The 21,491-nt window shown below is 71.2% G+C and carries 20 protein-coding genes; 14 read left to right on the forward strand and 6 right to left on the reverse strand.

Annotated elements, in window-relative coordinates:
- Window positions 1-62 precede the first annotated feature (62 nt).
- Entirely contained in the window at window positions 63-710 is a 648-nt protein-coding gene (locus tag ACFSKW_RS41815; protein WP_379579733.1) for an HXXEE domain-containing protein, read from the forward strand.
- On the opposite strand, the gene ACFSKW_RS41820 is transcribed toward ACFSKW_RS41815, so the two are convergent.
- Together ACFSKW_RS41820 and ACFSKW_RS41825 are read right to left on the reverse strand one after the other, a co-directional pair.
- Window positions 682-1,353, reverse strand: a complete 672-nt coding sequence (locus tag ACFSKW_RS41820) for a type 1 glutamine amidotransferase (protein WP_379579735.1) — start codon at window positions 1,351-1,353, stop codon at window positions 682-684. The genes ACFSKW_RS41815 and ACFSKW_RS41820 overlap by 29 nt on opposite strands.
- 23 nt (window positions 1,354-1,376) lie before the next feature.
- Window positions 1,377-1,598, reverse strand: coding sequence for a hypothetical protein (locus tag ACFSKW_RS41825; RefSeq protein WP_379579737.1), 222 nt, complete (start codon window positions 1,596-1,598; stop codon window positions 1,377-1,379).
- A gap of 120 nt (window positions 1,599-1,718) precedes the next feature.
- Between ACFSKW_RS41825 and ACFSKW_RS41830 the strand changes: the two genes are divergently transcribed.
- Entirely contained in the window at window positions 1,719-5,120 is a 3,402-nt protein-coding gene (locus ACFSKW_RS41830; RefSeq protein ID WP_379579739.1) for a serine/threonine-protein kinase, read from the forward strand.
- Between the two features lie 10 nt (window positions 5,121-5,130).
- The gene (locus tag ACFSKW_RS41835) at window positions 5,131-5,979 is read left to right on the forward strand and encodes an alpha/beta fold hydrolase (RefSeq protein WP_379579742.1); all 849 of its coding nucleotides are present in this window, start codon (window positions 5,131-5,133) and stop codon (window positions 5,977-5,979) included.
- A 47-nt stretch (window positions 5,980-6,026) separates the two neighbouring features.
- On the opposite strand, the gene ACFSKW_RS41840 is transcribed toward ACFSKW_RS41835, so the two are convergent.
- Complete coding sequence (locus ACFSKW_RS41840) at window positions 6,027-6,743, reverse strand: hypothetical protein (protein WP_379579743.1); 717 nt, start codon at window positions 6,741-6,743, stop codon at window positions 6,027-6,029.
- Between the two features lie 216 nt (window positions 6,744-6,959).
- On the opposite strand from ACFSKW_RS41840, the gene ACFSKW_RS41845 reads away from it, so the two are divergent.
- Window positions 6,960-8,201 (forward strand): serine hydrolase domain-containing protein, encoded by a 1,242-nt coding sequence (locus ACFSKW_RS41845; RefSeq protein ID WP_379579745.1) that lies wholly within the window; start codon window positions 6,960-6,962, stop codon window positions 8,199-8,201.
- Between the two features lie 31 nt (window positions 8,202-8,232).
- On the opposite strand, the gene ACFSKW_RS41850 is transcribed toward ACFSKW_RS41845, so the two are convergent.
- On the reverse strand, window positions 8,233-8,865 hold the full coding sequence (locus tag ACFSKW_RS41850) for a LysE family translocator (RefSeq protein WP_379579747.1): 633 nt from the start codon (window positions 8,863-8,865) through the stop codon (window positions 8,233-8,235).
- A 70-nt stretch (window positions 8,866-8,935) separates the two neighbouring features.
- Between ACFSKW_RS41850 and ACFSKW_RS41855 the strand changes: the two genes are divergently transcribed.
- From ACFSKW_RS41855 to ACFSKW_RS41870, 4 genes are all read left to right on the forward strand, one after another.
- The gene (locus tag ACFSKW_RS41855) at window positions 8,936-9,874 is read left to right on the forward strand and encodes a CPBP family intramembrane glutamic endopeptidase (RefSeq protein WP_379579749.1); all 939 of its coding nucleotides are present in this window, start codon (window positions 8,936-8,938) and stop codon (window positions 9,872-9,874) included.
- A 91-nt stretch (window positions 9,875-9,965) separates the two neighbouring features.
- On the forward strand, window positions 9,966-10,109 hold the full coding sequence (locus ACFSKW_RS41860; protein WP_379579750.1) for a helix-turn-helix domain-containing protein: 144 nt from the start codon (window positions 9,966-9,968) through the stop codon (window positions 10,107-10,109).
- Between the two features lie 72 nt (window positions 10,110-10,181).
- A complete protein-coding gene (locus tag ACFSKW_RS41865) occupies window positions 10,182-10,544 on the forward strand; it encodes a serine hydrolase (protein ID WP_379579752.1) in 363 nt (120 codons plus the stop codon).
- Entirely contained in the window at window positions 10,541-11,359 is an 819-nt protein-coding gene (locus ACFSKW_RS41870) for a CPBP family intramembrane glutamic endopeptidase (protein WP_379579754.1), read from the forward strand. Before ACFSKW_RS41865 ends, ACFSKW_RS41870 begins: the two co-directional genes overlap by 4 nt.
- A gap of 443 nt (window positions 11,360-11,802) precedes the next feature.
- Here ACFSKW_RS41870 and glnA read toward each other — a convergent pair whose 3' ends face one another.
- Window positions 11,803-13,167 carry a type I glutamate--ammonia ligase gene (gene glnA, locus ACFSKW_RS41875; RefSeq protein WP_379579756.1) on the reverse strand — a complete coding sequence of 455 codons (1,365 nt, stop codon included), beginning with the start codon at window positions 13,165-13,167 and terminating at the stop codon, window positions 11,803-11,805.
- A gap of 250 nt (window positions 13,168-13,417) precedes the next feature.
- Here glnA and ACFSKW_RS41880 point away from each other — a divergent pair, with 250 nt between their 5' ends.
- Genes ACFSKW_RS41880 through ACFSKW_RS41890 form a run of 3 tightly spaced genes read left to right on the forward strand, consistent with a single transcriptional unit; the run spans window position 13,418 to window position 15,682 of the window.
- A complete protein-coding gene (locus ACFSKW_RS41880) occupies window positions 13,418-13,963 on the forward strand; it encodes an EF-hand domain-containing protein (protein ID WP_379579758.1) in 546 nt (181 codons plus the stop codon).
- An 8-nt stretch (window positions 13,964-13,971) separates the two neighbouring features.
- Window positions 13,972-14,856: a terpene synthase family protein gene (locus tag ACFSKW_RS41885; protein ID WP_379579760.1), complete on the forward strand. Its 885-nt coding sequence runs from the start codon at window positions 13,972-13,974 to the stop codon at window positions 14,854-14,856.
- Window positions 14,857-14,887: 31 nt separating this feature from the next.
- On the forward strand, window positions 14,888-15,682 hold the full coding sequence (locus ACFSKW_RS41890) for an expansin EXLX1 family cellulose-binding protein (RefSeq protein WP_379579763.1): 795 nt from the start codon (window positions 14,888-14,890) through the stop codon (window positions 15,680-15,682).
- Here ACFSKW_RS41890 and ACFSKW_RS41895 read toward each other — a convergent pair.
- Window positions 15,679-16,647, reverse strand: coding sequence for a DUF5937 family protein (locus ACFSKW_RS41895; protein ID WP_379579765.1), 969 nt, complete (start codon window positions 16,645-16,647; stop codon window positions 15,679-15,681). The two genes, ACFSKW_RS41890 and ACFSKW_RS41895, sit on opposite strands and share 4 nt — an antisense overlap.
- Window positions 16,648-16,706: 59 nt before the next feature.
- On the opposite strand from ACFSKW_RS41895, the gene ACFSKW_RS41900 reads away from it, so the two are divergent.
- From ACFSKW_RS41900 to ACFSKW_RS41910, 3 genes are all read left to right on the forward strand, one after another.
- Window positions 16,707-17,918, forward strand: a complete 1,212-nt coding sequence (locus ACFSKW_RS41900; RefSeq protein ID WP_379579766.1) for an MDR family MFS transporter — start codon at window positions 16,707-16,709, stop codon at window positions 17,916-17,918.
- Between the two features lie 34 nt (window positions 17,919-17,952).
- Complete coding sequence (locus tag ACFSKW_RS41905) at window positions 17,953-19,920, forward strand: sensor histidine kinase (protein WP_379579768.1); 1,968 nt, start codon at window positions 17,953-17,955, stop codon at window positions 19,918-19,920.
- Between the two features lie 64 nt (window positions 19,921-19,984).
- Complete coding sequence (locus ACFSKW_RS41910; protein ID WP_379579770.1) at window positions 19,985-21,490, forward strand: BTAD domain-containing putative transcriptional regulator; 1,506 nt, start codon at window positions 19,985-19,987, stop codon at window positions 21,488-21,490.
- Window position 21,491: the final 1 nt, after the last annotated feature.

Here is a 21,491-nt window from a genome sequence, read left to right on the forward strand (position 1 = left end):
TCAGGTATGCGTATAGTGAAAACTGCAACGCAACGTTGCGTTGCTATGAGAGGGGAGACGTCATGGCAGCTTGGGGTTTGCTCGCCGCATGGGCGCTGCACGACGCCGAGGAACTGGCCACGATGGCCGGGTGGGCCCGCAGGGCGCGGCCGCGGCTGGTCGAACGCTTTCCCTGGGTGCCCGATCGGGTCTGGGATGCGATGGACGTCGACCAGCGGCACGTCAACGTCGCCATCGGGCTCATGGGCGGGGTGGTGGCGGCCGCCGCGGCCAGCGGCCCGCGCAGCGGCTTCTACCGGGCGGCGCTGGCCGCGTTCGGGGCGCACGGGGTCGTGCACCTGGCGCAGGCGGCCGTGGTGCGCGGCTACACACCGGGCGTGGTCACCGCGCCGCTCGTGGTCATCCCCTACTCGGTGTGGGCGTGGCGGCGAATGGAGGACAAGCGGCTGTCCTCATCGAGCTGGCTGCTCCTGCCGCTGGCCCTCGGCGGCGTCCACGCCGCCGCCCACATCCTCACGACACGGCGGGATCAGATCGCCCCACGGGACCCTTCGACGCCGCACGACCGCACGTCCGTTGCCGAAGGCACGTCCCCTCCCCAGCCCGCTTCGCCGCGCCCCCGTGCCCGTGCGGCGGCACGCCGGCTCACGACTCCCGGGGACGGCGTGCTGGGCCGCCTGCTCACGAGGCGGCACGACCGCTGGTTCTGACCACCTCGCCGAACGCCGCGGCGAGCGGCCGCCACGCGGCGACCAGGTCCTCCTCCGCCCTCTTCACCTCGACGACCAGGTCTTCAGGCGGATTCCAGCCCGCGAAGATCTCGGGGGTGGCCTCGGGGTGGAACTGGATCGCCCACGCCCGCTCGCCGAGACGGTAGGCCTGGTTGGGGTACTGCTCGCCGGTGGCCAGGCGTACCGCTCCGTCGGGCAGGGCGGTCATGGCGTCCTGGTGGTACTGCACGGCCACGGCCGTGTCCAGGCCGCCGAGCAGCGCGTCCCCCGCCGCCTCCGGCAGCGCCGCCACCTCGCGCGCGCCCACCTCGAGCCCGTCGCCGCCGCGTTCCACCGTGCCGCCGCACGCGATGGTCATGAGCTGGGCTCCCAGACAGATGCCCAGCGTTGGCGTGCCGTCCGCCACGCTGACCCGCAGCAGCTCGCGAGTGGCGGGCAGCCAGGGGTAGCCCTCGTCGTCCCACGCCGAGGCCTCGCCGCCGAGCACGATCAGCCCGTCCTCGGCGCGCGAGGGCACGTCCTCACCCAGATAAGGCCGGACGACGTTGACGTCGACGCCGAGCCAGTCCTCGAAAAACCCCAGGCCGGCTCCGGCCTCGTGCTCGATCACGGTGATGCGCATATGCGCAATTATCCGGCCTTCGTCTATCCGACCCTCACGGAAATGGGCGTTTCGGGTTCGTCCAGGTACTCGGACAGGCCGGGAAGTGTCGGCTTGGGCCGCCTCGGCTCCCTGACACCACCCTCGCCTCCCGGCGGCTCGTCGGGAAGGTCATCGGACCAGTGCGGCTCTCCGGGGCCGAACCCCGGCATCCAGGCGGGCGCGCCGCTGGTCAGCGCGCGACGCCGGCGTGAGCGCTTGCTCATCGCTGACACCCTTCGTGGGGGAACTTCAGTGTCGCCCGACCACCCCAAGAACGCCAGATCGAACCTTATTGCGGCCTTATGCATCAAAAGCCACAGAGATCACGATGACGGAGAAGGCGGATGGCGACGGCACTGATCGACGGGGACCCGCAACGGCTCGGCGACTACTGGCTCGCCGCCAGGCTCGGCGCGGGCGGCCAGGGCGTGGTCTACGAGGCGTACACGGAGGACGGCCGCAGGGTCGCCGTCAAGGTGCTGCACGGCGACCAGGTCGCCCAGCTCGGCAGGGAGGCCGCGGCCGCCCAGCGGGTCGCCTCGTTCTGCACGGCCAAGGTGATCGCCGCCGAACTGAGGGGCCCGCGGCCGTACATCGTCAGCGAGTACGTGGAGGGGCCGAGCCTGCGCAGGGCCGTCGCGGACGGCCGCAGGTTCGGCGGCGGCGACCTGGTCAGGCTGGCCACCGCGGTGGCGACCGCGCTGACCGCGATCCACGAGGCGGGGGTGGTCCACAGGGATCTCAAGCCCGACAACGTGCTGCTCGGCCCCGACGGGCCGCGTGTGATCGACTTCGGCATCGCCAGGACGGAGGAGATGTCGCTCACCGAGACCGGCCTGGTCAAGGGGACGCCGAGCTACATGGCGCCCGAGGTGTTCACGGGACAGCGGGCGAGCGCCGCCGCCGACGTGTTCGCGTGGGGCGCGATCACGCTGTACGCCGCGACGGGCGCCGACCCCTTCGAGGCCGACAGCCTGGGCGGGATCATGCACAGGGTGCTGTCGGCCAACCCCGACCTCACCGTCCTGCCCGAGCAACTGCGCCCGCTGGTCGGCGCCGCGCTCAGCAAGGAGCCCGCGCAGCGGCCTGACTCGCGCAGGCTCCTGCTCGCGCTGGTGAGCGGAGACGCGCGGCTCGGCACCGCCGGGCTTCTCGCCAGGGGCGGGCGTGAGGCGGCGCTGATGAGCGTCACCGCCGACGATCCTGCGCTCGGCACGCTGGCAGAGGAGGCCTACGCGCTGCTCGGCGCCATGGAGAAGGAGCTGGCGCCCGAGGTGTTCCTGCGCCTGGTGACCGTCGACGAGCGCGGCGAGCTCTCGGTACGGCACGCCGCGGCGACCGAACTGATCGAGGGCAGGCCCCTGCCCGAGGTCGCGGCGATCACCAAGATCCTCAAGGTGTTCGGTTACCTGCTGGGCAGGGACGGCGAGGAGATCTGGCTGGCCCGTCCCGCGCTGCCCCAGGCGTGGCCGAGGTACCGCAGGTGGATCGACACCAACAGGGACGGCCTGGCCGTACATCGGCAGATCCTGCTCGCGGCCCGGCAGTGGGACGTCAGCGGCCGCAAGGACGGCGACCTGTTCCACGGCTCCAGCCTGGAGAACGCGCTGCAGTGGGCGGCCACGGCGCGCAGGAACATCACGCTCTCCCCCGCCGAGCGCGACTTCCTCGAGGCGGCGGCGGGGGTGACCAGGCGCAGGGCGAGGAGGAACAGGCTCGTCTCGCTCAGCCTGGGCGGCCTGCTGGTGATCTCGCTGGTGGCCGGGGGCCTGGCCGTCCAGCAGAGCATGGTCGCCGACAACCGGGCCGCGGAGATCGGCAGGCAGTTGGAGCGCTCCGAGGCGACGAGGCTGACGGCGCTGGCCGCCTCGACGCGGGGCACGGATCCGAGGCTGGCGATGCGGCTCAGCGCGGCGGCGTGGAGCCTGGACCACGCCCCGCAGACCAGGGCGGGCCTGGTGGCCTCACTGGCGCAGCGCGAGTCGGCGATGTTCAGGGATCCCGCCACGAGCGGCGACACGATCAGAAAGCTGTTGCCCGACGGCAGGACGTTGCTGAGCGTCAGCGAGAACGCGGCTCGGCTGTGGGACGTCCGGACGGGAAAGCGCACAGGAGGCATCCCCGACCTCGGGCTCGGATCGCAGCGAATCGCGGACGCCGCGCTGTCGCCTTCGGGCCGGACGCTGGCGGTCGTCACCGACAAGGGCATGAGGGCATGGGACCTGCGCGACGGCGGCCTCATCAGGGAGCGGACCTTCGATCGAGCTCTCGACCTGGTCAACGGCAGAGCCGACCTCTTCTACACCGACGAGCGCGGTCCCGGCCTGTCCGTCAGCGAGCGACCCGACGTGCGATGGGACCTCGAGACCGGAGCCACGACTCGGGCCGTCCCCCACTTCGTGCTCGACGCCAAGGGCGAGTGGAGGACGACCGACGACACCAGGGTGTTGCGCCTGACCAACTCCAGGACCAAGGCCGAGGTCGAGCTCGGCGTGCGGGACGGCGCGGGCGAGAACGGGGTCTGGAACCAGGGCTCGGTGGCGATCAGCGCGGACGGCCGGTTCGCCGCCTCCGCCGCCGCCAAGCAGATCCAGATCTGGCGCATGGGCGACTCGGGGCTGCTCGCCACCATGCCCGTGCGGGGCGACTCGGACGAGTTCGACCTCCCGCAGGGCTTCTTCGACGGCCGTACTTATCGCTATCTCGTCGACGACAGGGTCTTCTCCATGGATCTGTCCGACCTGGCCTGGCGGGACGGGGACAGCACGTACTCGGACTTGGCGACGCTCTCCCCGGGCGGCCACCATCTGGTGACCGCCGACGACAGCGGGGCCATGAAGCTGCGCCAGGCACGCGGAGGCAAGGACCTCGGCTCGCTGCCCTCCGTCGAAGGCCTCGCTTTCAGCGGTGACGGCAAGCGGCTGGCCCTCTTCCTCCGCCGCAAGGTCGCGATCGTGGACGTGGGCTCGCGGGCCACTCTCGCCGAGCTACGGCTGGCCGCGGGCGACATGGAGCCGGTGCGGGCCGTCTTCAGCCGTGACGGAGCGCGGCTGGCCATCGTGTTGCGCAGTCCCGACGACGGCAGGCCCGACCTCCGCCACGCCGCCCAGGTCTGGGACTGGCAGCGCGGACGACGGCTGTGGAGCGGCGACCAGGCCGAGACCAACGACGCCGCGCTCTCGCCCGACGGCCGCACGCTCGCCCTGAGCGGCCCACGCCAGTCGCTGCTCGACGCGGCGACGGGCAAGCCCCTGGGGGCTCCGTTCGGAGGGGAAGGCATGCGGGTGTTCTTCACCCGCTCGGGCAGGCAGTTGGCCGTGCTCGACTCGCGCGGGCGGCTGACGCTCTGGGACGCGGCCACCAGGCGCCGGCTCAACCCCGTCACCAGGGGCGCCCAGGGCAACTCCGCCGACTACGCCACCGCCTACTCCCCCACCGAGGACGTCGTCGCGGTCGGCGGCAAGGGCAGGGTGCTGCTGTTCGACCCGGTCAAGGGGGTGAGCCTCGGAACCTACCCCGACGCGGGCGGGGCCGAGTTCGCCGGCGGCGGGTGGATCAAGTCAGTGGCCTTCACCGCCGACGGTTCGTCGCTGCTCACCATGGACGGCAAGGCGGTGGTGCGCGAACAGCCGGTGGCTCCCGCCAAGGTGCTGGCCGCCGTCTGCGCCCGCGCGGGAGGAACGCTCACCGAGGCGCAGTGGCGGACGTACGTGCCCGCCCTGCCGTACAGGAAGGTCTGCCCCTAAGATCGCGCGCATGAGGGAAGAAGAGGTCGAAGGCCTGCGGATCGCCATCTTCGGGACGGGTCCCAGGCTGATCGTCGCCGTCCACGGGATCACCGCCTCACTCATGGCGTGGGCGGCGGTGGCGCGCAGGCTGCCCCCGGAGTGGTCGCTCGTGGCGATGGACCTGCGGGGCCGCGGTCACAGCCGTGACCTGCCCGGCCCCTACGGCCTGCCCAGGCACGCCGACGACGTGTTGCGCGTGGCCGAGCACGTCGGGGCCGGACCCGACGCGGTGCTCACCGGTCACTCGATGGGCGCCTACGTGGCGGTCCTGGCGGCGGCTCGGCGCCCCTTCGACAGGGTGGTGCTGGTGGACGGCGGGCTGCCGTTCCCTTCGCCCGCGCCGGACGCCGACGTGGACGCGGAGATCGAGGCCACACTGGGACCCGCGATCGCCAGGCTGAGCCGGACTTTCGCGACGCCCGAGGAGTATGTCGCCTTCTTCAGGGCGCACCCCGCCTTCGTGGGGCAGTGGACGGCCGAGGTGGAGGAGTACGTCAGGTACGACCTCATGGGGCCCTCGGGCGCGCTTCGCTCGCGGGCGGTGGGCGAGGCGGTGCGCGAGGACGGCAGGTGGTTGTGGGTCAACGGCGAGAGCGTCGGGGCGTCGCTGGCCGCCATCGAGGCGCCGACGACCGTGCTGCGGGCGCCGCGCGGCCTGCTCAACCAGGACGTGGGGATGCTGCCCGACGAGCTGGCCGCGACATGGACGGCGCGGGTGCCGGGGCTGCGCGACGAGCTGGTGCCCGACTGCAACCACTACACGATCCTGTTCGACGACCGGTGCGCGTCCCTGGTCGCCGACCGTCTGACCCGGTAGACGCGTCAGGGGTGGCCCGGCCGGGCCACCCCTGACGTCATGCGTTCCTAGCGTGGAGCGATCCAGGTCGCCCTGGCCGCGGCCACCAGCGTCCCGTCCACCTCGTAGATGGCGCTCTCGCCGAAGAGCTTGCGGCCCTCGCGGCCGGTGGCCTTGGCCACGACCGAGTACGTGCCGCCCGGGTAGACGCGGCGGTCGACCTGCAGGGTCAGCCGGCCGAGCAGGGCGGACTCGCCGGGCGCGAAGTGGGCCCAGCCGGTCACGCAGTCGAGCACCGCGCCGACGACGGCGACGGGCACGGCGCCGTCCTCGTCGGTCACCGTGAACGGCACGCGCCACCCCGCCGCGACGACGTCGGCGCCGTCGACAGGACCGGGGAAGACCCGCAGGCCGTCGCCCGGCTCGCGCAGGCCGCAGGCGAAGCACTCGGGGAAGGCGTGGCCCTTCCAGCCGGGGAATCCGGCCTCGGCGCGGGCGGCCTCGTTGAACGGCACGAAGCCGGGCCCGGTGAGGTGCTCGGCGACCGGGATGGCCTCGACGAGCAGCTTGCCGTCCTGGGAGAGGGACGCGGAGTTGGCCACGTGCTCCAGCCGGAGCTCGGTCTCGAGCGGGGTGGGTGCATGAAGGGTGACCTCCACGGCCGATTCGAGACCGTTGAGCGCCTCGGCCACGGTGCCGGAGATCCAGCCGCCGTTGGCGATCTCCGCCGGGCCGCGGAAGCGCTCGGGGACGGTCAGCACGGTCTGCAGGGCAGCCGTCGTCATGCCACACCCTCCAATATGTCTGGAAACGCGATTTAGAACGGACCGATTTTACCCGAATGTCCCATAACCAAGAGAACCAGGGGGTGATGTCGGGGTCGCTAAGCACGTGTAACGCGCCAATGTCCGTCAAGCTTCCCATGGAATCGGCAAAAGCACTGACTTGTCCGTAAGATGCTGCCCCTTGACACGGATGTGACTTGGGGGTCAGAAGTGACTGTGCTGAGCCGTCGGAACCTGCTCAAGGCGGGCGCCGCCACCGTAGCGTTGGGGCTGCAGCCCGCGAGAGCCGAGGCGGCCCTGCTGGCCAGCGGGGTCGTCCCGACTCAGCTGGCCAGCTTCGACAAGACCGTGCAGAAGTACATGACCGAGCGGAACATCAGCTGCGGCCAGCTCGCCGTCGCCAGGAACGGCAAGCTGCTGGTCGCCCGCGGCTACGGCGTCTACCGCCCGAACACCACCACCACCACGCTCGCCCGCGTGCAGCCGACCTCGCTGTTCCGCATCGCGAGCCTGAGCAAGAGCATCACCTCGGCGGCGATCCTGCGCCTGGCCCAGGACGGCAAGCTCAGCCTGACCTCCCCCATCACCACGCTTCTCGGCCTTTCGGCCACCGCCGACCCCCGCCTCGAGAAGGTCACCCTGTGGCGGCTCATGCAGCACACGGGCGGCTGGGACAGGAACGTCAGCAAGGACCCGCTGTGGCTCGACGCCACGATCTCCGCCTCGCTCGACGCGCCGCTGCCGGTCAGCCACGCCGACATCGTGAAATACGTCACGGCCAAGCCGCTCGACTTCGAACCGGGCAGCAAGATGTCCTACAGCAACTACGGCTACATGCTGCTGGGCCGGGTCGTCGAGAAGGTCTCGGGGCAGAGCTACGAGTCCTACGTGAAGTCGAAGCTGCTGGCGCCGCTCGGCATCGACAGGATGGGGCTCGGCGAGAGCCTGCGCGCGGACATGTCGCCCAGCGAGGTCGAGTACAGCTCCAAGTACACCAACAAGAGCGTGGTCGACACCTCGGGTGAGGTCGTGCCGTACCCGTACGGCGGGTTCAACATGCCCAACCAGGACGCCAACGGGGGCTGGCTGGCCTCGGCCGTCGACACCGTCCGGTGGGCCGGCGCCTTCGACAAGGCGGGCACCGTCCTGAACGCCACCTCCATCTCCCGCGCGTTCGCCAAGCCGGAGATCGGCGTGAGCGGCGACGGCTGGTGGTACGGCTGCGGCTGGTACGTCAGGACCGCGGGCAGCGGCCTCAACACCTGGCACACGGGTTCGATGCCGGGCACGTTCACGCTGCTCGTGCGCACCTCGGCAGGGGTGACGTGGTGCGTGCAGTTCAACAGGCGGGAGGAGGAGGGCTCCCCCGACTTCGACGTGATCGACCGGCTGATGTGGCAGGCGCACGACGCGGTCACCTCGTGGCCGACCACCGACCTCTACCCGAAGTACCTCTGACCCGCCTGGCCGCCGGGCTCACGCCCTGGGCTCAACGCTCGGCGGCCAGTTTCACACCCAGCCCGATGAAGACGCCTCCGGTGGCGAGGTCGAGGCGCCGCCGTACGGCCTGCCTGCGGCGCAGCCACGCGCCGATCCGCCCGGCCATCACGCCGACCGTGCCGTCGACGAGGAACTCCAGCGCGATCATGATGGCACCGAGGATCGCGAACTGCAGCCACACCTGACCCAGCTGCGGGTTGATGAACTGCGGCAGGAAGGCGATCGTGAAGGTGACCATCTTCGGGTTCAGCAGGTTGGTCACCAGGCCGTTGAGGAAGGCCCTGCGCCCCGACATGCCCACGCCGATGAGCGGTGACTCGTCCTGGTTCTTCCTGCTCTGCCTGATGGCCTGCACGCCGAGGTAGATCAGGTAGGCGGCGCCCACGATCCGCACGACGGTGAAGGCGACCGGCACGGCGGCGAACAGCGCGGCCAGACCCGCGGCCGCCACGGCGACGTGGACCGCCTCGCTGGTCGCGACGCCCGCCGTGGCGAGCAGGCCGGCGCGCGGCCCGCCCCGCATCCCGCAACCCAGCACGAACAGCATGTCAGGCCCTGGGGTGATCATGGCGACGATCGTGGTCAGGGTGAACACCACGAGCAACTGATGGTCGATGGGCATGACGCGATAGTGCCACAGGTCGTGAATTCTTCACTGGCCGCGCCCCCTTCCCCCTCCGACGATCGAGGACATGACGAACCTCGAAAGCCCGCCGCCACGCCAGGTCATCCCCGCCCGCCCCGCCGACCTCCTCGTGTTCCTCGCGATCGCCTTCGGCGGCGCCTGGCTGGCCGCGATCCCCCTCTGGAGCGCGCTCCCGAACGCCCCTGGCTCCGCCCTCCAGACCACGCTGGCGGGCATGCAACTCTCGCCCGCCCTCGGGGTCCTCGCCGTCTGGCTGCTGCGCAGGGACAACGCCAGGGCGTGGGCCCGCGACACCGGCCTGACGTTCGGTGGCAGGCCGGGGCGCGCGCTCGGCGTCACCGCGCTCACCTGGCTCGCCGTCCCCGTGGCCGTGGCGGTCACGATCGCGATCAGCGCGGCGGCCGGCCTCTTCCCCGTCGACCTGGCGGGCCTGTCGGGCTACCGCCAGGTCTTCCCCGGGGCCACGCACGCCTTCGCCGCCACCGGGCTGGCCATCGCGATCGTCGTCTACCCCGTCCTGTACGCCATCGGCGCGTTCGGCGAGGAATGGGGATGGCGCGGCTGGCTCCTGCCCCGCCTGATGCCGCTCGGCCGGACCAAGGCGCTGCTGCTGTCCGGCGTGATCTGGGGCGTGTGGCACGCCCCGCTCACCCTGGCCGGCTACCACTACCCAGGCCTCGGCTGGTGGGGCGTGCCGCTGTTCACCGCCGCCTGCGTGGCCACCGGGTCCGTGCTGGGCCTGCTCCGCCTCCGTACGGCCAGCGTCTGGCCCGCCGTGATCGGGCACGCCGCGATCAACGGCACGATGCCCGCGCTCTACCTCGTGGCCTCCGACGCCCGCCATCCCGCCGACCCGGTCCTCGGCGGAGTGTTCGGCGTCGTCGGCTGGCTGGTGTTCGGCGCCATCGCCCTGCTGCTCGCCAGAAGCTCGCCCGGCCGGTCCACAGCCGGCATGGCGGCCACCCGCCCAGCAGTGCGGAGATGAGCACGATGCTCGTGGAGAGGGTGGCGGCTTGCTCGCCCGCGGCAGGTCCAACAGCGAGATCTAAGCGGAACTGGTGCTGGGCGAGAACACGGTGAGGTCGCACGTCCGGGCCAGCCTGCAGAAGCGGGACCTGCGTGACCGCGTGCACGTGGTGATCTACGCCTACGAGAACGGGCTCGTCGCTCGCCACGAATTCCATCCTGACGGGCGGTACCGGGTTCACCCCTTCGGGTGAGGCCGGACCGATTCCGCCCGGCCTAGGTTCGAGATTGTGCGTTTCCTACGTCTCATACTTCTCAGCGTCGTCATGCTCGTCGGCTGGACAGCCCCGGCCTATGCCGGTGACCAGGAGCTGATCGACGACTACCGCTCCGTCTACGGCACGCCGGGCGTCGCAGCTGCCGTGATCGACGGGTCGTCCGTCGAGACGATCGTCCACGGCCGGGATGGGGACGACAACGCGGTGACGCCCCGGACGCCGTTCCGTATCGCGTCCTTGAGCAAGTCGATGACGGCGACGGCGATCATGCTGCTGACGGACCGATTCTCCGTGGACGACCCGGTCGTCAAGGTTCTCCCCGAGTTCAAGATGGCCGATCCGCGTACACCAAGATCACCGTCCGCTCATCGAGCTAGATCCTCGCGCCCGCACGAAACGAGGTCATCATGACTGCGTCCCCCACGCGCTCCAGTTCTGCCAGATCAACTATCAGCGATGTCACGTGGTTTTTCGCGATCGCCGTCCTGCTGTGTTTCGCGCTGTCCGTTCCGATGGTCTTCCGGCTCGTCCCGACGGACTTCTACAACCTGATCACTCCGATCCTGCAACTGACCCCGCTGCTCGCAGCGATCATCATGTGGCTCGCCCGACGACCCGGAACGTTCCGAGAGACGTTCGCCACCAGATGGCGCGGCACACCCAAGTGGGCCGGCATCGGCATCGGCCTCATCGCCGCGATCGCCGCGATCCAAACCGCCATCGCACTGGCATTGGGGATCTGGCAGCTCAACCCGCTTGACCAGATCTTCACGGCGACCATGTGGATCGTTCCGGTCTTCCTCATGCAGTCGGTCTTCGCCATCGGCGAAGAGTTCGGCTGGCGCGGCTGGCTGGCGACGCGCGCCGCGTCATGGGGATTCTGGCCGCTGGCCCTTGTCAGCGGTCTGGTCTGGATCGTCTGGCACCTACCGGTCCTCGCCGTCATCGGTGATCGACCATCCTGGGACATCGTTGTCTACTACGCGGGCATGCTGCCATGGGCGCCGCTGTTGCTCGCACTTCGCTGGCAGTCGGGGAGTGTCTGGCCCGCGGTTCTGACGCACGGAGCGATCAACAGCGTCCGGGTGTACCTGCTGCAATCCGTCCCCAACGCAACGGATCACCTGCTCATCGAAGTGATCGGCTGGGTGCTCACGCTCGCCGCTGCCGTGTGGCTGATGCGCCCGAGCCGGGCGCAGCTCGTCCGCGGGTCTATTGAAGGTTAGGTTGATTCCTTGCTCGAGTTCGGCCGTTATCCCGTTGCGTAAGCACAAGCCAGAGCCTCGTCCTCGATTTTCGCGAGGTCGGGCTGCGCGTGCCGGGTCGCGGAAAATCGTGAGGCGATGACCTGGCGGCGGAGCAGGGCAGCATGTCGTCGAAGCTGGGCCGGCTCTTGGTGCGATACCAGGGAGCGCGTCGGCGGTGCTCGGCGACGACGTCGGCGGCGAGCGGATGGCGGCCAGTTCGGCGACCTGCCCCAGCCGGTCCCCTTTGGTCCGGGGCCTGCCCCGCCGCTTGATGCCATCGGCAGGTGCGGGCGGCAGCTCGTACAGCACGGGGGCGTGAGTGCCCTGGATGTGCCCTGATCATGATCAGAACCGCAAGATGCCCTGCCACTGAGCGACTCCCGATCACCATGGGGCTCTCAGCAGCAGGGCATCTTGGCTGGTCAGAGGACGGGCAGGTAGCGGCCCAGCTCGAACTCGGTGACCTGGCGGCGGAAGTCGCGCCACTCGGAGCGCTTGTTGCGCAGGAAGTAGTCGAAGACGTGCTCGCCCAGCGTCTCGGCGACCAGCTCGCTCCGCTCCATCACCGAGATGGCCTCGTCGAGCGACTGCGGTAGCGGCTGGATGCCGAGCGCGCGCCGTTCGGCGCTGGTCAGCGCCCAGACGTTGTCCTCGGCCGGCGCGGGGAGCTCGTATCCCTCCTCGATGCCCTTCAGCCCTGCCGCCAGGATGAGCGCGAAGGCGAGGTACGGGTTGCAGGCCGAGTCGAGCGAGCGGAATTCGATGCGGGTGGAGCCGCCCTTGTGCGGCTTGTACATCGGCACGCGCACCAGCGCCGACCGGTTGTTGTGGCCCCAGCAGATGTAGGAGGGCGCCTCGCCGCCCTGACCGGCGATGGCCTCGGCCCCGCCCCAGAGGCGCTTGTAGGAGTTGACCCACTGGTTGGTGACCGCGGTGATCTCGGCGGCGTGCTTGAGCAGCCCCGCGATGAACGACCGGCCGATCTTGGAGAGCTGGTAGTCGGCACCGGCCTCGTAGAAGGCGTTGCGGTCGCCCTCGAACAGCGACATGTGGGTGTGCATGCCGGAACCGGGGTGCTCGGTGAACGGCTTGGGCATGAACGAGGCCCAGATGCCCTGCTCCAGCGCGACCTCCTTCATGACCAGGCGGAAGGTCATGATGTTGTCGGCGGTGGTGAGGGCGTCGGCGTAACGCAGGTCGATCTCCTGCTGGCCGGGGGCGCCCTCGTGGTGGCTGAACTCCACCGAGATGCCCATCGACTCCAGCATCATGATCGCCTGGCGGCGGAAGTCGTGCCCGGCGCTGTGCGGGGTGTGGTCGAAGTAGCCGCCCGAGTCGATCGGTTCGGGCCTGGGGCCGTCCGCCTCGGGCCGGTTCTTCAGCAGGAAGAACTCGATCTCCGGGTGGGTGTAGAAGGTGAAGCCCATGTCCGCGCACTTGGCGAGGGCGCGCTTGAGCACCCACCGGGGGTCGGCGTGGGAGGGCGAGCCGTCCGGCATGAGGATGTCGCAGAAGATGCGGGCCGCGCCCGGCACCTCGCTGCGCCACGGCAGGATCTGGAAGGTGCCGGGGTCGGGCTTGGCGAGCATGTCACTCTCGTAGACGCGCGCGAAGCCCTCGATCGCCGAGCCGTCGAACCCGATGCCCTCGGCGAAGGCGCCTTCCAGCTCGGCCGGCGCGATGGCGACGGACTTGAGGAAACCGAGCACGTCAGTGAACCAGAGCCGGATGAACCGGATGTCGCGCTCCTCGAGTGTGCGGAGAACGAACTCCTGCTGACGGTCCAAAGCGTCCCCTTGACTGAAAAGACATGTCTGGTCCCCTACAGTCTGCCTGTTTCGTGTTTCGAGCACGTTACGGAACGTCGCGCGGCGGCGTCACCAGGGCGGCCGCTCCGCGGGCCGGCGGCGCCGTCGCCCAAGAAACGGCCAAGGGTCAGGCAGAACGCCTGGGAGCGAACCAAGCGCGTGCCTCGCTGACAAATGCCGCCCCGCCCTCCTAGGGTGATCACGCACTGCCGTCTCGGGGGAGGCACGTATGGGCGCGGAGCTGCGCAAACACAAGCTCGATCGAGCTTTCACGCACATCGACGTCAACAACAGGGGCCAGATCGAGCGCGACGACCTGCTGGGGCTCGGCGCGCGGCTGCTGGTGGGATTCGGAGAGTCCCCCACCTCGGTCGTCGGCGATCGTCTCGTGCGGAGCTTCGACGGCATCTGGTCCACGCTGTCGGCCGGACTCGGCAGGGACAACGACGCGTGGATCTCCAATCCCGAGTTCCACGCGGGGATGACCTCCGCCTTCATCGACGGCGACCTGTACGACCCGGTCTTCGAGCCCGCGGCGACGGCGGCGGCCGAGCTGTGCGACGGGGACGGCGACGGCAGGATCGCGGTGCCGGAGTTCCGCGTGCTGCTGACCGCGTTCGGCACCGCCTACGACGACGTGGACGAGGCCTTCGACCGCCTCGACCGCGACCGTGACGGCGTGCTGGGCGTGAAGGAGCTGGTCGAGGCCGTCCGGCAGTACTACACCGGCGACGACCCCCACGCGGTGGGCAACTGGCTGTTCGGACCGCTGTAGTGCTGACCATGACGCCCGCGAGCCTGCTCACGCCGCTCGTCTCCCGGGTTCCCGCGCTGGCCGCGCCGTGCAGGATGCACCGCTCGGTGTACGCGATCGAGGCGGCGGTCATCGACTGGACCAGGCGCACGGGCTTGTGCGTCGACCGCAGCTCGGCCTGTCACCGCCTGGCCGCGCGCGCCTTCGCCGAGTTCGACGCGAGGGCGGCGGCGCTGTTCGCACAGTGGCTGACGTGGCTGTTCCACCTGGACGACCTGGTGGACGAGGCCGGCCAGCCGTACCCGAGGCTCTTCGAAGGGAACGGCGCGCATCCGCTGGAGGCGGCGTTCACCGACCTGTGGCGGGCCACGAGCGCGACCATGAGCGACGACTGGCGGCTGCGGTTCGCGACGAACCTGCAGCGGCAGGCAGACGCGTGCGGGGTGGAGGCGGACAACAGGGCCGGCGGCAAGGTGCCGACCATCGAGGAGTACCCGGTGCTGCGCAGGGGCACGGCGGGTCCCTTCCTCTACGACCTGGTGGAGCCGTGCCTGGGGGTGGAGGTCCCGCCGGAGCTGGCCGCCGACGAGCCGTGGCTGGCACTGGTCGAGGCCTGCGCCGACGTGGCGGCCTGGTGCAACGACCTGGTCTCTCTGTCGAAGGAGCGGGGCGACGCGCACAACTTCGTGGTGGTCGTGACCCACGAGCTGGGAGTGAGCGAGCCCGAGGCGGCCGAGTGGGTGCTCGACAGGATCGCGGCCCGCTGCGCCGACATGCGCGCGGCGGCCAGGCGGCTGCCGCTCGACACGCTGCCTCCCAAGATCGCCAGGGACGTCAGCAAGGTGGCGTGCGCCTACCTGACCGCGCCGAGGGCGCACCTGGACTGGGCCACGGAGAGCGAGCGCTACACGTAACGTCACCACGCGCTTCCCCTATGTATTCATCATGGTGGGCAGACACGCGAGACAGCGGACATGGCGGCGGCGAGGAACGGCGGGCGCGATCGTGCTCGTCGTCCTCGCCGTCGCGCTGTGGGCGATGGACCTGCTGCGCGCGGACGGCTGCGCGGCCGCCGACGTGGAGCCGGCCAGGACGGGCACGGCGCTGCACTACCAGGGCTCGGCCGGCAACTGCTCGATCACGGGTGGCGAGATGTACGCCTCGGTGTCGGCCGAGGAGTACGCGGGATCCGAGGCGTGCGGCGGCTACCTCGACGTGAAGGGGCCGCGCGGCACGGTCCGCGTGCAGGTCGTCGACAGCTGCGCCACCTGCAGGCCGGGCGAGCTGGACCTGAGCATGGCGGCCTTCTCCAGGATCGCCGACCCTCGCTCCGGCGTGGCCCGGGTGGCCTACCACTCCGTGCGCGACCCCGAGCTCGGCCACGGGCTGGCTGTCAGGGTGCGGAAGGGATCGACGACCGCCTGGCTGGCGCTCCAGGTGCTCGACCACGGCAATCCGCTGCGCAAGGTCGAGGTCAGGGAGAAGGACCGGTGGCGCGCCCTGGAACGCGGCTCCGACAGCTACTGGGTGGCCGAGGGCGGCGCGGGCGCGGGCCCGTTCGACCTGCAGGTGACCGACGTGCACGGGCAGCACGCGACCGTCAGGGGCGTCGATCTCGCCCCTGAGGAGATCCAGCGGACCACCGCCAGGCTGTACGGCGCGGCGCCCGCGGGCGTAGCGCCTGCACCGAGCGGCTCCCCCGCCCCGCCGGCCGCCGAGCATGTCAGAGGACGTTGCTAGCAGGCGGCGCCGGCGGCCAGGACGTCTCCCGTGGGCGTGCGGCGGTAGACGACCTCCTTGCCCAGCCTGTTGCCCACCGTGAGCCCGCCCGCCGACAGCACGCCGAGGTGCTGGCTGACCGCGCCCGCGCTCAGCGACATCCGCCTGGCCAGCGCCGACGTGGTGGCGGGTTCGGCCAGCGCGGTGAGGATCTGCGCCCTGCTGCGGCCGATGAGGGCGGCCAGCGCCCCTGGCGCGGGCGGCGGCCCCTGCTCCCACAGCGTGCCCACCCCCTGCACGGGATAGATGAGCATCGACTGGTAGGGGTCGGTCATCACGGCCACGCTCGGCCAGTAGAAGGCCGAAGGCAACAGCACGAGCCCGTCGCCGTGCAACCCTCCGTCCGTGCACCACGGCCGGTCGATGAGCAGCCGCTCGCCCGTCCACACGATGGACGGGTCGAGCCCGGCGAACAGCTGGCGCGCCCCGCCCGAGGCCAGCTCGCGGGAGCGGCGCATGACGTCCCTTTCGAGCAGGCCGTACACGCGCGGCCAGTACTCGGCGAAGCACGTGTCCCAGTAGGCCTCCAGCGCGTCGGCCACGCGGGCGATCCCCGCGGCGGGGTCGGACCTGAACCGTTCGATGATCGCGGGGTCGGAGCCGGTCACGATGCCCGCCTCCTCGGCCGCGCGCTCGGGCGGCGTCATCCTGATCCGCCTGATCTCGGTGGCGAACTCGGGCAGCGGCGTGTCGGGCGGAGGGGTGATGAAGTCGGCGATGTATCCGCTGGGCGGCACCAGCGCGAGCAGCTCGCCCATGTCGAGCGCGGCGAGGCGCGGGCGCACCGCCTTGATCCACGGCAGGTGGACGGACTGGCGAGCGGGGTCGCGCAGCGTCCGCAGGCTGGCCACCAGCTCCCAGACGGGAGAGAAGGCGAACCTGATGCGGGCCACGTCCTCGGGCTTGAGGGTCCACACGACGGACATACCTTTTAGTCTGCCCTAAATGGTTCGCGACGCGGGGCAAACCCGGACAATCTGTCCGCGTGACTACCGCAACCGTTGAAAAGCCGTCATTCCTGAAGTCGAAGATCGGCGGGCTTCCACGCCCGTTCTGGGCGCTGTGGAGCGGCACCCTGGTCAACAGGCTGGGCACCATGGTGATGCCGTTCACCGGCGTGTACCTGACCCAGTCCCGCGGGCTGTCCTTGGCCGCCGCGGGCATGGTGATGGCGATCTTCGGCGCGGGCCAGCTGGTCTCGCAGCTGATCGCGGGATCGCTCGCCGACCGGATCGGGCGCAGGGCGACGTTGGCGGGCGGCATGCTGGCCACGGCGGTGGCGATGCTGGCGCTCGGCTACAGCACCACGCTGCCGGCGATCCTGGTCTCGATGTTCGTGCTCGGCCTGGTGATCGACGCCTACCGGCCCGCCTCCAGCGCCCTGGTGGCCGACCTGATCGCGCCGGCCGAGCGGCCCAGGGCGTACGGCCTGCTGTTCTGGGCCATCAACCTCGGCTACGCGGTCGGCATGACGGCAGGCGGCTGGCTGGCCCAGTCGGGGTTCATGTGGCTGTTCTGGTTCGACGCCGTCAGCAGCGTGATCTTCGCGGTGCTGGTGTGGCGGGCCATCCCCGAGACCAGGCCGGAGCCGGGGGACGGCGCGCGCGGAGGTGAGATGCGGGAGGTGCTGCGCGACCGGCTGATGCTCGCCTTCACCGCCGTCGTGCTCGGCAACGCCCTCGTCTACAGCCAGACCTTCACCACCTTGCCCGTCGCCATGAAGCTCGTCGGGCTGAGCACCGCCGAGTTCGGCCTGGCGATGGCCGCCAACGGCGTGCTCATCGTGGTGCTGCAGCCGCTCGTGTCCGACTGGCTCGGCCGCTGGGACCCCGCCAGGACCTTCGCGCTCGGCATCGCCGTCATGGGTGTCGGCTTCGCGATGACCGCCTTCGTCACCTCCACAACGGCCCTCGTGGTGACCATCGTGGTGTGGACGCTCGGCGAGATCGTCACCGCCGGCATCGCGGGCGCGATCGTGGCGTCGCTGGCCCCCGCGCACCTGCGCGGCAGGTACGCGGGCCTGTTCGGCCTCGCGTGGGCGGCGGCGGGCATGGCCGCTCCGCTGATGACCCCGCTGCTGAAGATCAGCGCGTCCGCGCTGTGGTTCACGGTCGGCGTCATCGGCCTGGTCACCGCGGCCGCCGGCGCGGCGCTCTCCCCCGCCATCAAGCGCAGGGCGGCGTTGAACGAGCGTTGATCCGACGTTGGCACGGCGTGGATAGTGTCCCCGCGTGCCCTCGACCTCGCGCGGACTGGTGTCCCTCGCCATCGGTACGGCCACCGTCGCGGTCGTGCTGGAGCTGGCCGACATCTGGGTGACGGCCAGGCTGCCGCCTTCGCCTTACACGCCGCTGCCCTTCGCGCCAGAGGACGTCGCGGGGACCGCGTTCCCCGTGTTCGGCGCGATCCTCGTGTTCAGCAGGCCGCGGCTGGTCATCGGGTGGCTGCTGTGCGCGGGAGGGCTGGCCGCGGCGGTCAACATCCTGTCGGCCAACACCGCTCGGCTGCTCGGCGACCATCCGGGCGCCTGGCCCGTCGTCGGCGCGTCATGGAACGCCTGCACGCTCGCCCTCGGGGTCCTTCTGCCCTTGCTGTACCCGACAGGCACGCTGCCCTCGCGGCGGTGGGCCTGGGTCGTCGTGCTCGCGCCGGCCTCCGTCGCGGCCGACTGGACGGGCAGGCTCATGGGCGACCAGGCGATCCGCGAGTGGGCGCAGGCGGCGGGTTCGGCCGCGATGACGGCGGCTCTCGTCTCGCTCGCCGTGCGCTTCGCCCGGTCGGGGCCGGTCGAGCGGCGGCAGCTGCGGTGGCTGCTGGTCACGCTCCCTGGGCTGATCGTGCCGTGGGTGGTAGGCGACCCCGTCTGGTGGCTGGCCTCGTTCACGATCCCGTTGATCCCGGCCGCGATCGCGGTGTCGGTGCTGCGCCACCGGCTGTTCGGCATCGAGACCCTGATCAGCAGGGCACTGGTCGGCATCGGGCTCGCCATCGCGGTCGGGGGGGTCTACGTCGCCGTGACGGCGGCGTCCAGCGTCTTCCTGTCGGCGGTCGACAGGTTCGCGGGCCTGCTCACGGCGCTGCTGGCCGGGCTGTTCTTCTTCCCGGCCAGGCGGTGGGTGCAGCGCGGCGTGGACCGGTTGCTGTACGGCAGCACGGGCGACCCCGCCACGCTGGCGGCCAGGCTGAGGCGCCGGCTGCGCGAGGCGGATCCAGGACACGGGCTGCAGGCCGCGCTGGACGTGCTGCGCGAGGGCCTCGCGGTGACGGGCGTGTCGGTGACGGCAGGCGACACGGTCGTCTCCTCCGGGCTGCCGGGTTCGGTCGGCCGCGAGATGGCGCTGGTCTGGCACGGCGCGACGGTCGGCACCCTGCTCATCGGGCCACCGGAGCGGCGCGGCTTCCCCGCCGCGCACGACGAGCGGGTGATCGCGACGCTCACGCCGTACGTCGCGGAGGCCGCGCACGCCGTCCACCTCACGGCCGCGCTGCAGGCCTCGCGCGAGCGCATCCTCGGTGCGCGGGAGGAGGAGCGGCGCAGGCTCCGCCGCGACCTGCACGACGGGCTCGGGCAGTCGCTCGGCGGCATGGCTATGGCCGTCAACGCCGCGATGCTCACCATGCGCGCCGCGCCCGACCGGGCCGAGCTGCTGCTGGCCGAGGTACGCGCAGGGATGGACGCGGTCGGCGCCGACATCAGGGAGCTCGTGTACGGCCTGCGCCCTCCCGCCCTCGACGAGCTGGGCCTCGCCGGCGCGGTGGCCGGGCTGGCGGGCGAGCCCGTGACCGTGTCGGGCGATCTGTCGGGGCTGCCGGCCGCCGTGGAGGTCGCCGCGTACCGGATCGTGCAGGAGGCGCTGACCAACGCGCGCAGGCACGCGTGCGCCTCCAAGGTGAGCGTCCGCATCGACAGGGCGGCCTCGCTACGGGTCACCGTGGTCGACGACGGCCTCGGGATCCGTCCGGGCGCGCCTGCGGGCGTCGGGCTGGCCTCGATGCGCGAGCGAGCGGCCGAACTCGGCGGCACCTGCACGGTACGGCCCGCACGGGGCGGCGGCACCGAGGTCGTCGCCGACCTGCCCTGCCCCGGACAGGAGACCGGCCAGCAGGCCGGACAGCAGGAGGCCGGGTTCCGGAAAGCCCGGCAGCCGGGGGCCGGAGCGGCCCGAGCCGAGCCCGATCGTGTCGAGCTATCCCAGTGATTGGAGATTTTGGAATATGTCGCCATTTCGCGCACTCGCGGAGGGCTCTACGCTTACGCCTGCAATGGTGACCTTCAGTGCATTGGGACCGTTCCAGGTCCTCCTCGACGGGCTTCCCCTCGACCTCGGCGGCCAGCGCCAGATGGCGGTGCTGGCCAGGCTGCTGGTCGCGAGGGGCCGCGCGGTGCCCGTGACCACGCTCATCGACGAGTTGTGGCCTGGCCGGCCGCCCGCGCAGGCCCTGTCCACCATCCAGGGATACGTCTCCAGGCTGCGCCGCGCCCTCGAGCCGAACAGGGCCCCGCGCTCCGAGGCCGAGGTGCTGGTGTCGGCGCCTCCCGGATACGCGCTACGCGCGACGCCCGAGCAGGTGGACTGCTGGCACTTCGAGCGGCTCGTGCGGATGGAGGGACCCGCCCCCGAGGTATGGGCCTCCATGGAGGAGGCGCTGGGGCTGTGGCGTGGGCCGGCGCTGGCCGAGTTCGCCGACCTGACCTGGGCGTCGACCGAGGGCGGGCGTCTCGAGGAGCTGCGGCTCGTCGCTCTCGAACGGCGGGCCGACGCGGGGCTGCGCCTGGGCCGGTCGACCTCGCTCGTCCCCGACCTGGAGGCGCACGCGAGCGCGTGTCCGCTGCGGGAGGAGGCGTGGCGGCTGCTGGCCACGGCCCTCTACCGGAGCGGTCGCCAGGGCGACGCGCTGGCGACCCTCAGGAGGGCGCGGGCGATCTGGCGCGACGAGCTGGGCCTGGACCCCTCCGCCGTGTTGCAGCGGCTGGAGGCGGACATGCTCGCCCAGTCGCCCCACCTGGACGCCGACCCCGTCGCAGCTGCGCCCGTCTCCGTCCAGCCGGGTTCCGGCCAGCCGGCCGCCGGAAGGACGGCTGGCCCCGCCCCTGCCGAAGACGGGGATCCGGCGAAGGAACTGCGGGTGGTGGTCGCCGACGACCAGGCGCTCGTCAGGACGGGGCTGCGGGTCGTGATCGACACCGAACCCGGCCTGGAGCTGGCCGGGGAGGCCTCCGACGGCGAGCAGGCCATCGCGGTCGTCAGGGACACCCGCCCGGATCTGGTCCTGCTGGACATCCAGATGCCGAGGCTCGACGGCCTGACCGCCGCGCGCAGGATCCTCGCCGACCGCAACCCGCCGAAGGTGATCATGATGACCACCTTCGGCACCGACGAGAACCTCTACGCCGCTCTGCGCGCGGGAGTCAGCGGCTTCGTGCTGAAGACCTCGCCGCCCGAGCAGCTCGTGGCCGCCATCCGCGCGGCCGCGGCGGGTGACGCCCTGATCGACCCCGCCCTGACGACGAGGATCATCTCCGCCTTCGCCGGCAGGACCGATCCCGCCGCGCCCCCTGCCCTGGCCGGGCTCCCCGACACGCAGCTCGACGTGCTCAAGCTGATCGCCCGTGGCCTGACGAACCGGCAGATCGCGCACACGCTCGCCGTCCCCGATCGCCAGGTGGCGACCGCCGTGGCCGGCCTGCTCGATCATCTGGGCCTGTTCGACAGGGCCCAGCTCGTGGTCGCGGCCTACGAGTCGGGCCTGGTCACCCCGGGACGATGAG

This window comes from Nonomuraea mangrovi (assembly GCF_042681425.1).
In the GTDB taxonomy this organism is placed as follows: Bacteria; Actinomycetota; Actinomycetes; order Streptosporangiales; family Streptosporangiaceae; genus Nonomuraea; species Nonomuraea mangrovi.

Excerpts from the sequence above, each read along its gene's own strand:
- ACFSKW_RS41815 (WP_379579733.1), top strand. The coding sequence starts at position 63 with ATGGCAGCTTGGGGTTTGCTCGCCGCATGGGCGCTGCACGACGCCGAG.
- ACFSKW_RS41820 (WP_379579735.1), bottom strand. The coding sequence starts at position 1,353 with ATGCGCATCACCGTGATCGAGCACGAGGCCGGAGCCGGCCTGGGGTTT.
- ACFSKW_RS41825 (WP_379579737.1), bottom strand. The coding sequence starts at position 1,598 with ATGAGCAAGCGCTCACGCCGGCGTCGCGCGCTGACCAGCGGCGCGCCC.
- ACFSKW_RS41830 (WP_379579739.1), top strand. The coding sequence starts at position 1,719 with ATGGCGACGGCACTGATCGACGGGGACCCGCAACGGCTCGGCGACTAC.
- ACFSKW_RS41835 (WP_379579742.1), top strand. The coding sequence starts at position 5,131 with ATGAGGGAAGAAGAGGTCGAAGGCCTGCGGATCGCCATCTTCGGGACG.
- ACFSKW_RS41840 (WP_379579743.1), bottom strand. The coding sequence starts at position 6,743 with ATGACGACGGCTGCCCTGCAGACCGTGCTGACCGTCCCCGAGCGCTTC.
- ACFSKW_RS41850 (WP_379579747.1), bottom strand. The coding sequence starts at position 8,865 with ATGCCCATCGACCATCAGTTGCTCGTGGTGTTCACCCTGACCACGATC.
- ACFSKW_RS41855 (WP_379579749.1), top strand. The coding sequence starts at position 8,936 with ATGACGAACCTCGAAAGCCCGCCGCCACGCCAGGTCATCCCCGCCCGC.
- ACFSKW_RS41865 (WP_379579752.1), top strand. The coding sequence starts at position 10,182 with ATGCTCGTCGGCTGGACAGCCCCGGCCTATGCCGGTGACCAGGAGCTG.
- ACFSKW_RS41870 (WP_379579754.1), top strand. The coding sequence starts at position 10,541 with ATGACTGCGTCCCCCACGCGCTCCAGTTCTGCCAGATCAACTATCAGC.
- ACFSKW_RS41880 (WP_379579758.1), top strand. The coding sequence starts at position 13,418 with ATGGGCGCGGAGCTGCGCAAACACAAGCTCGATCGAGCTTTCACGCAC.
- ACFSKW_RS41885 (WP_379579760.1), top strand. The coding sequence starts at position 13,972 with ATGACGCCCGCGAGCCTGCTCACGCCGCTCGTCTCCCGGGTTCCCGCG.
- ACFSKW_RS41890 (WP_379579763.1), top strand. The coding sequence starts at position 14,888 with ATGGTGGGCAGACACGCGAGACAGCGGACATGGCGGCGGCGAGGAACG.
- ACFSKW_RS41895 (WP_379579765.1), bottom strand. The coding sequence starts at position 16,647 with ATGTCCGTCGTGTGGACCCTCAAGCCCGAGGACGTGGCCCGCATCAGG.
- ACFSKW_RS41910 (WP_379579770.1), top strand. The coding sequence starts at position 19,985 with ATGGTGACCTTCAGTGCATTGGGACCGTTCCAGGTCCTCCTCGACGGG.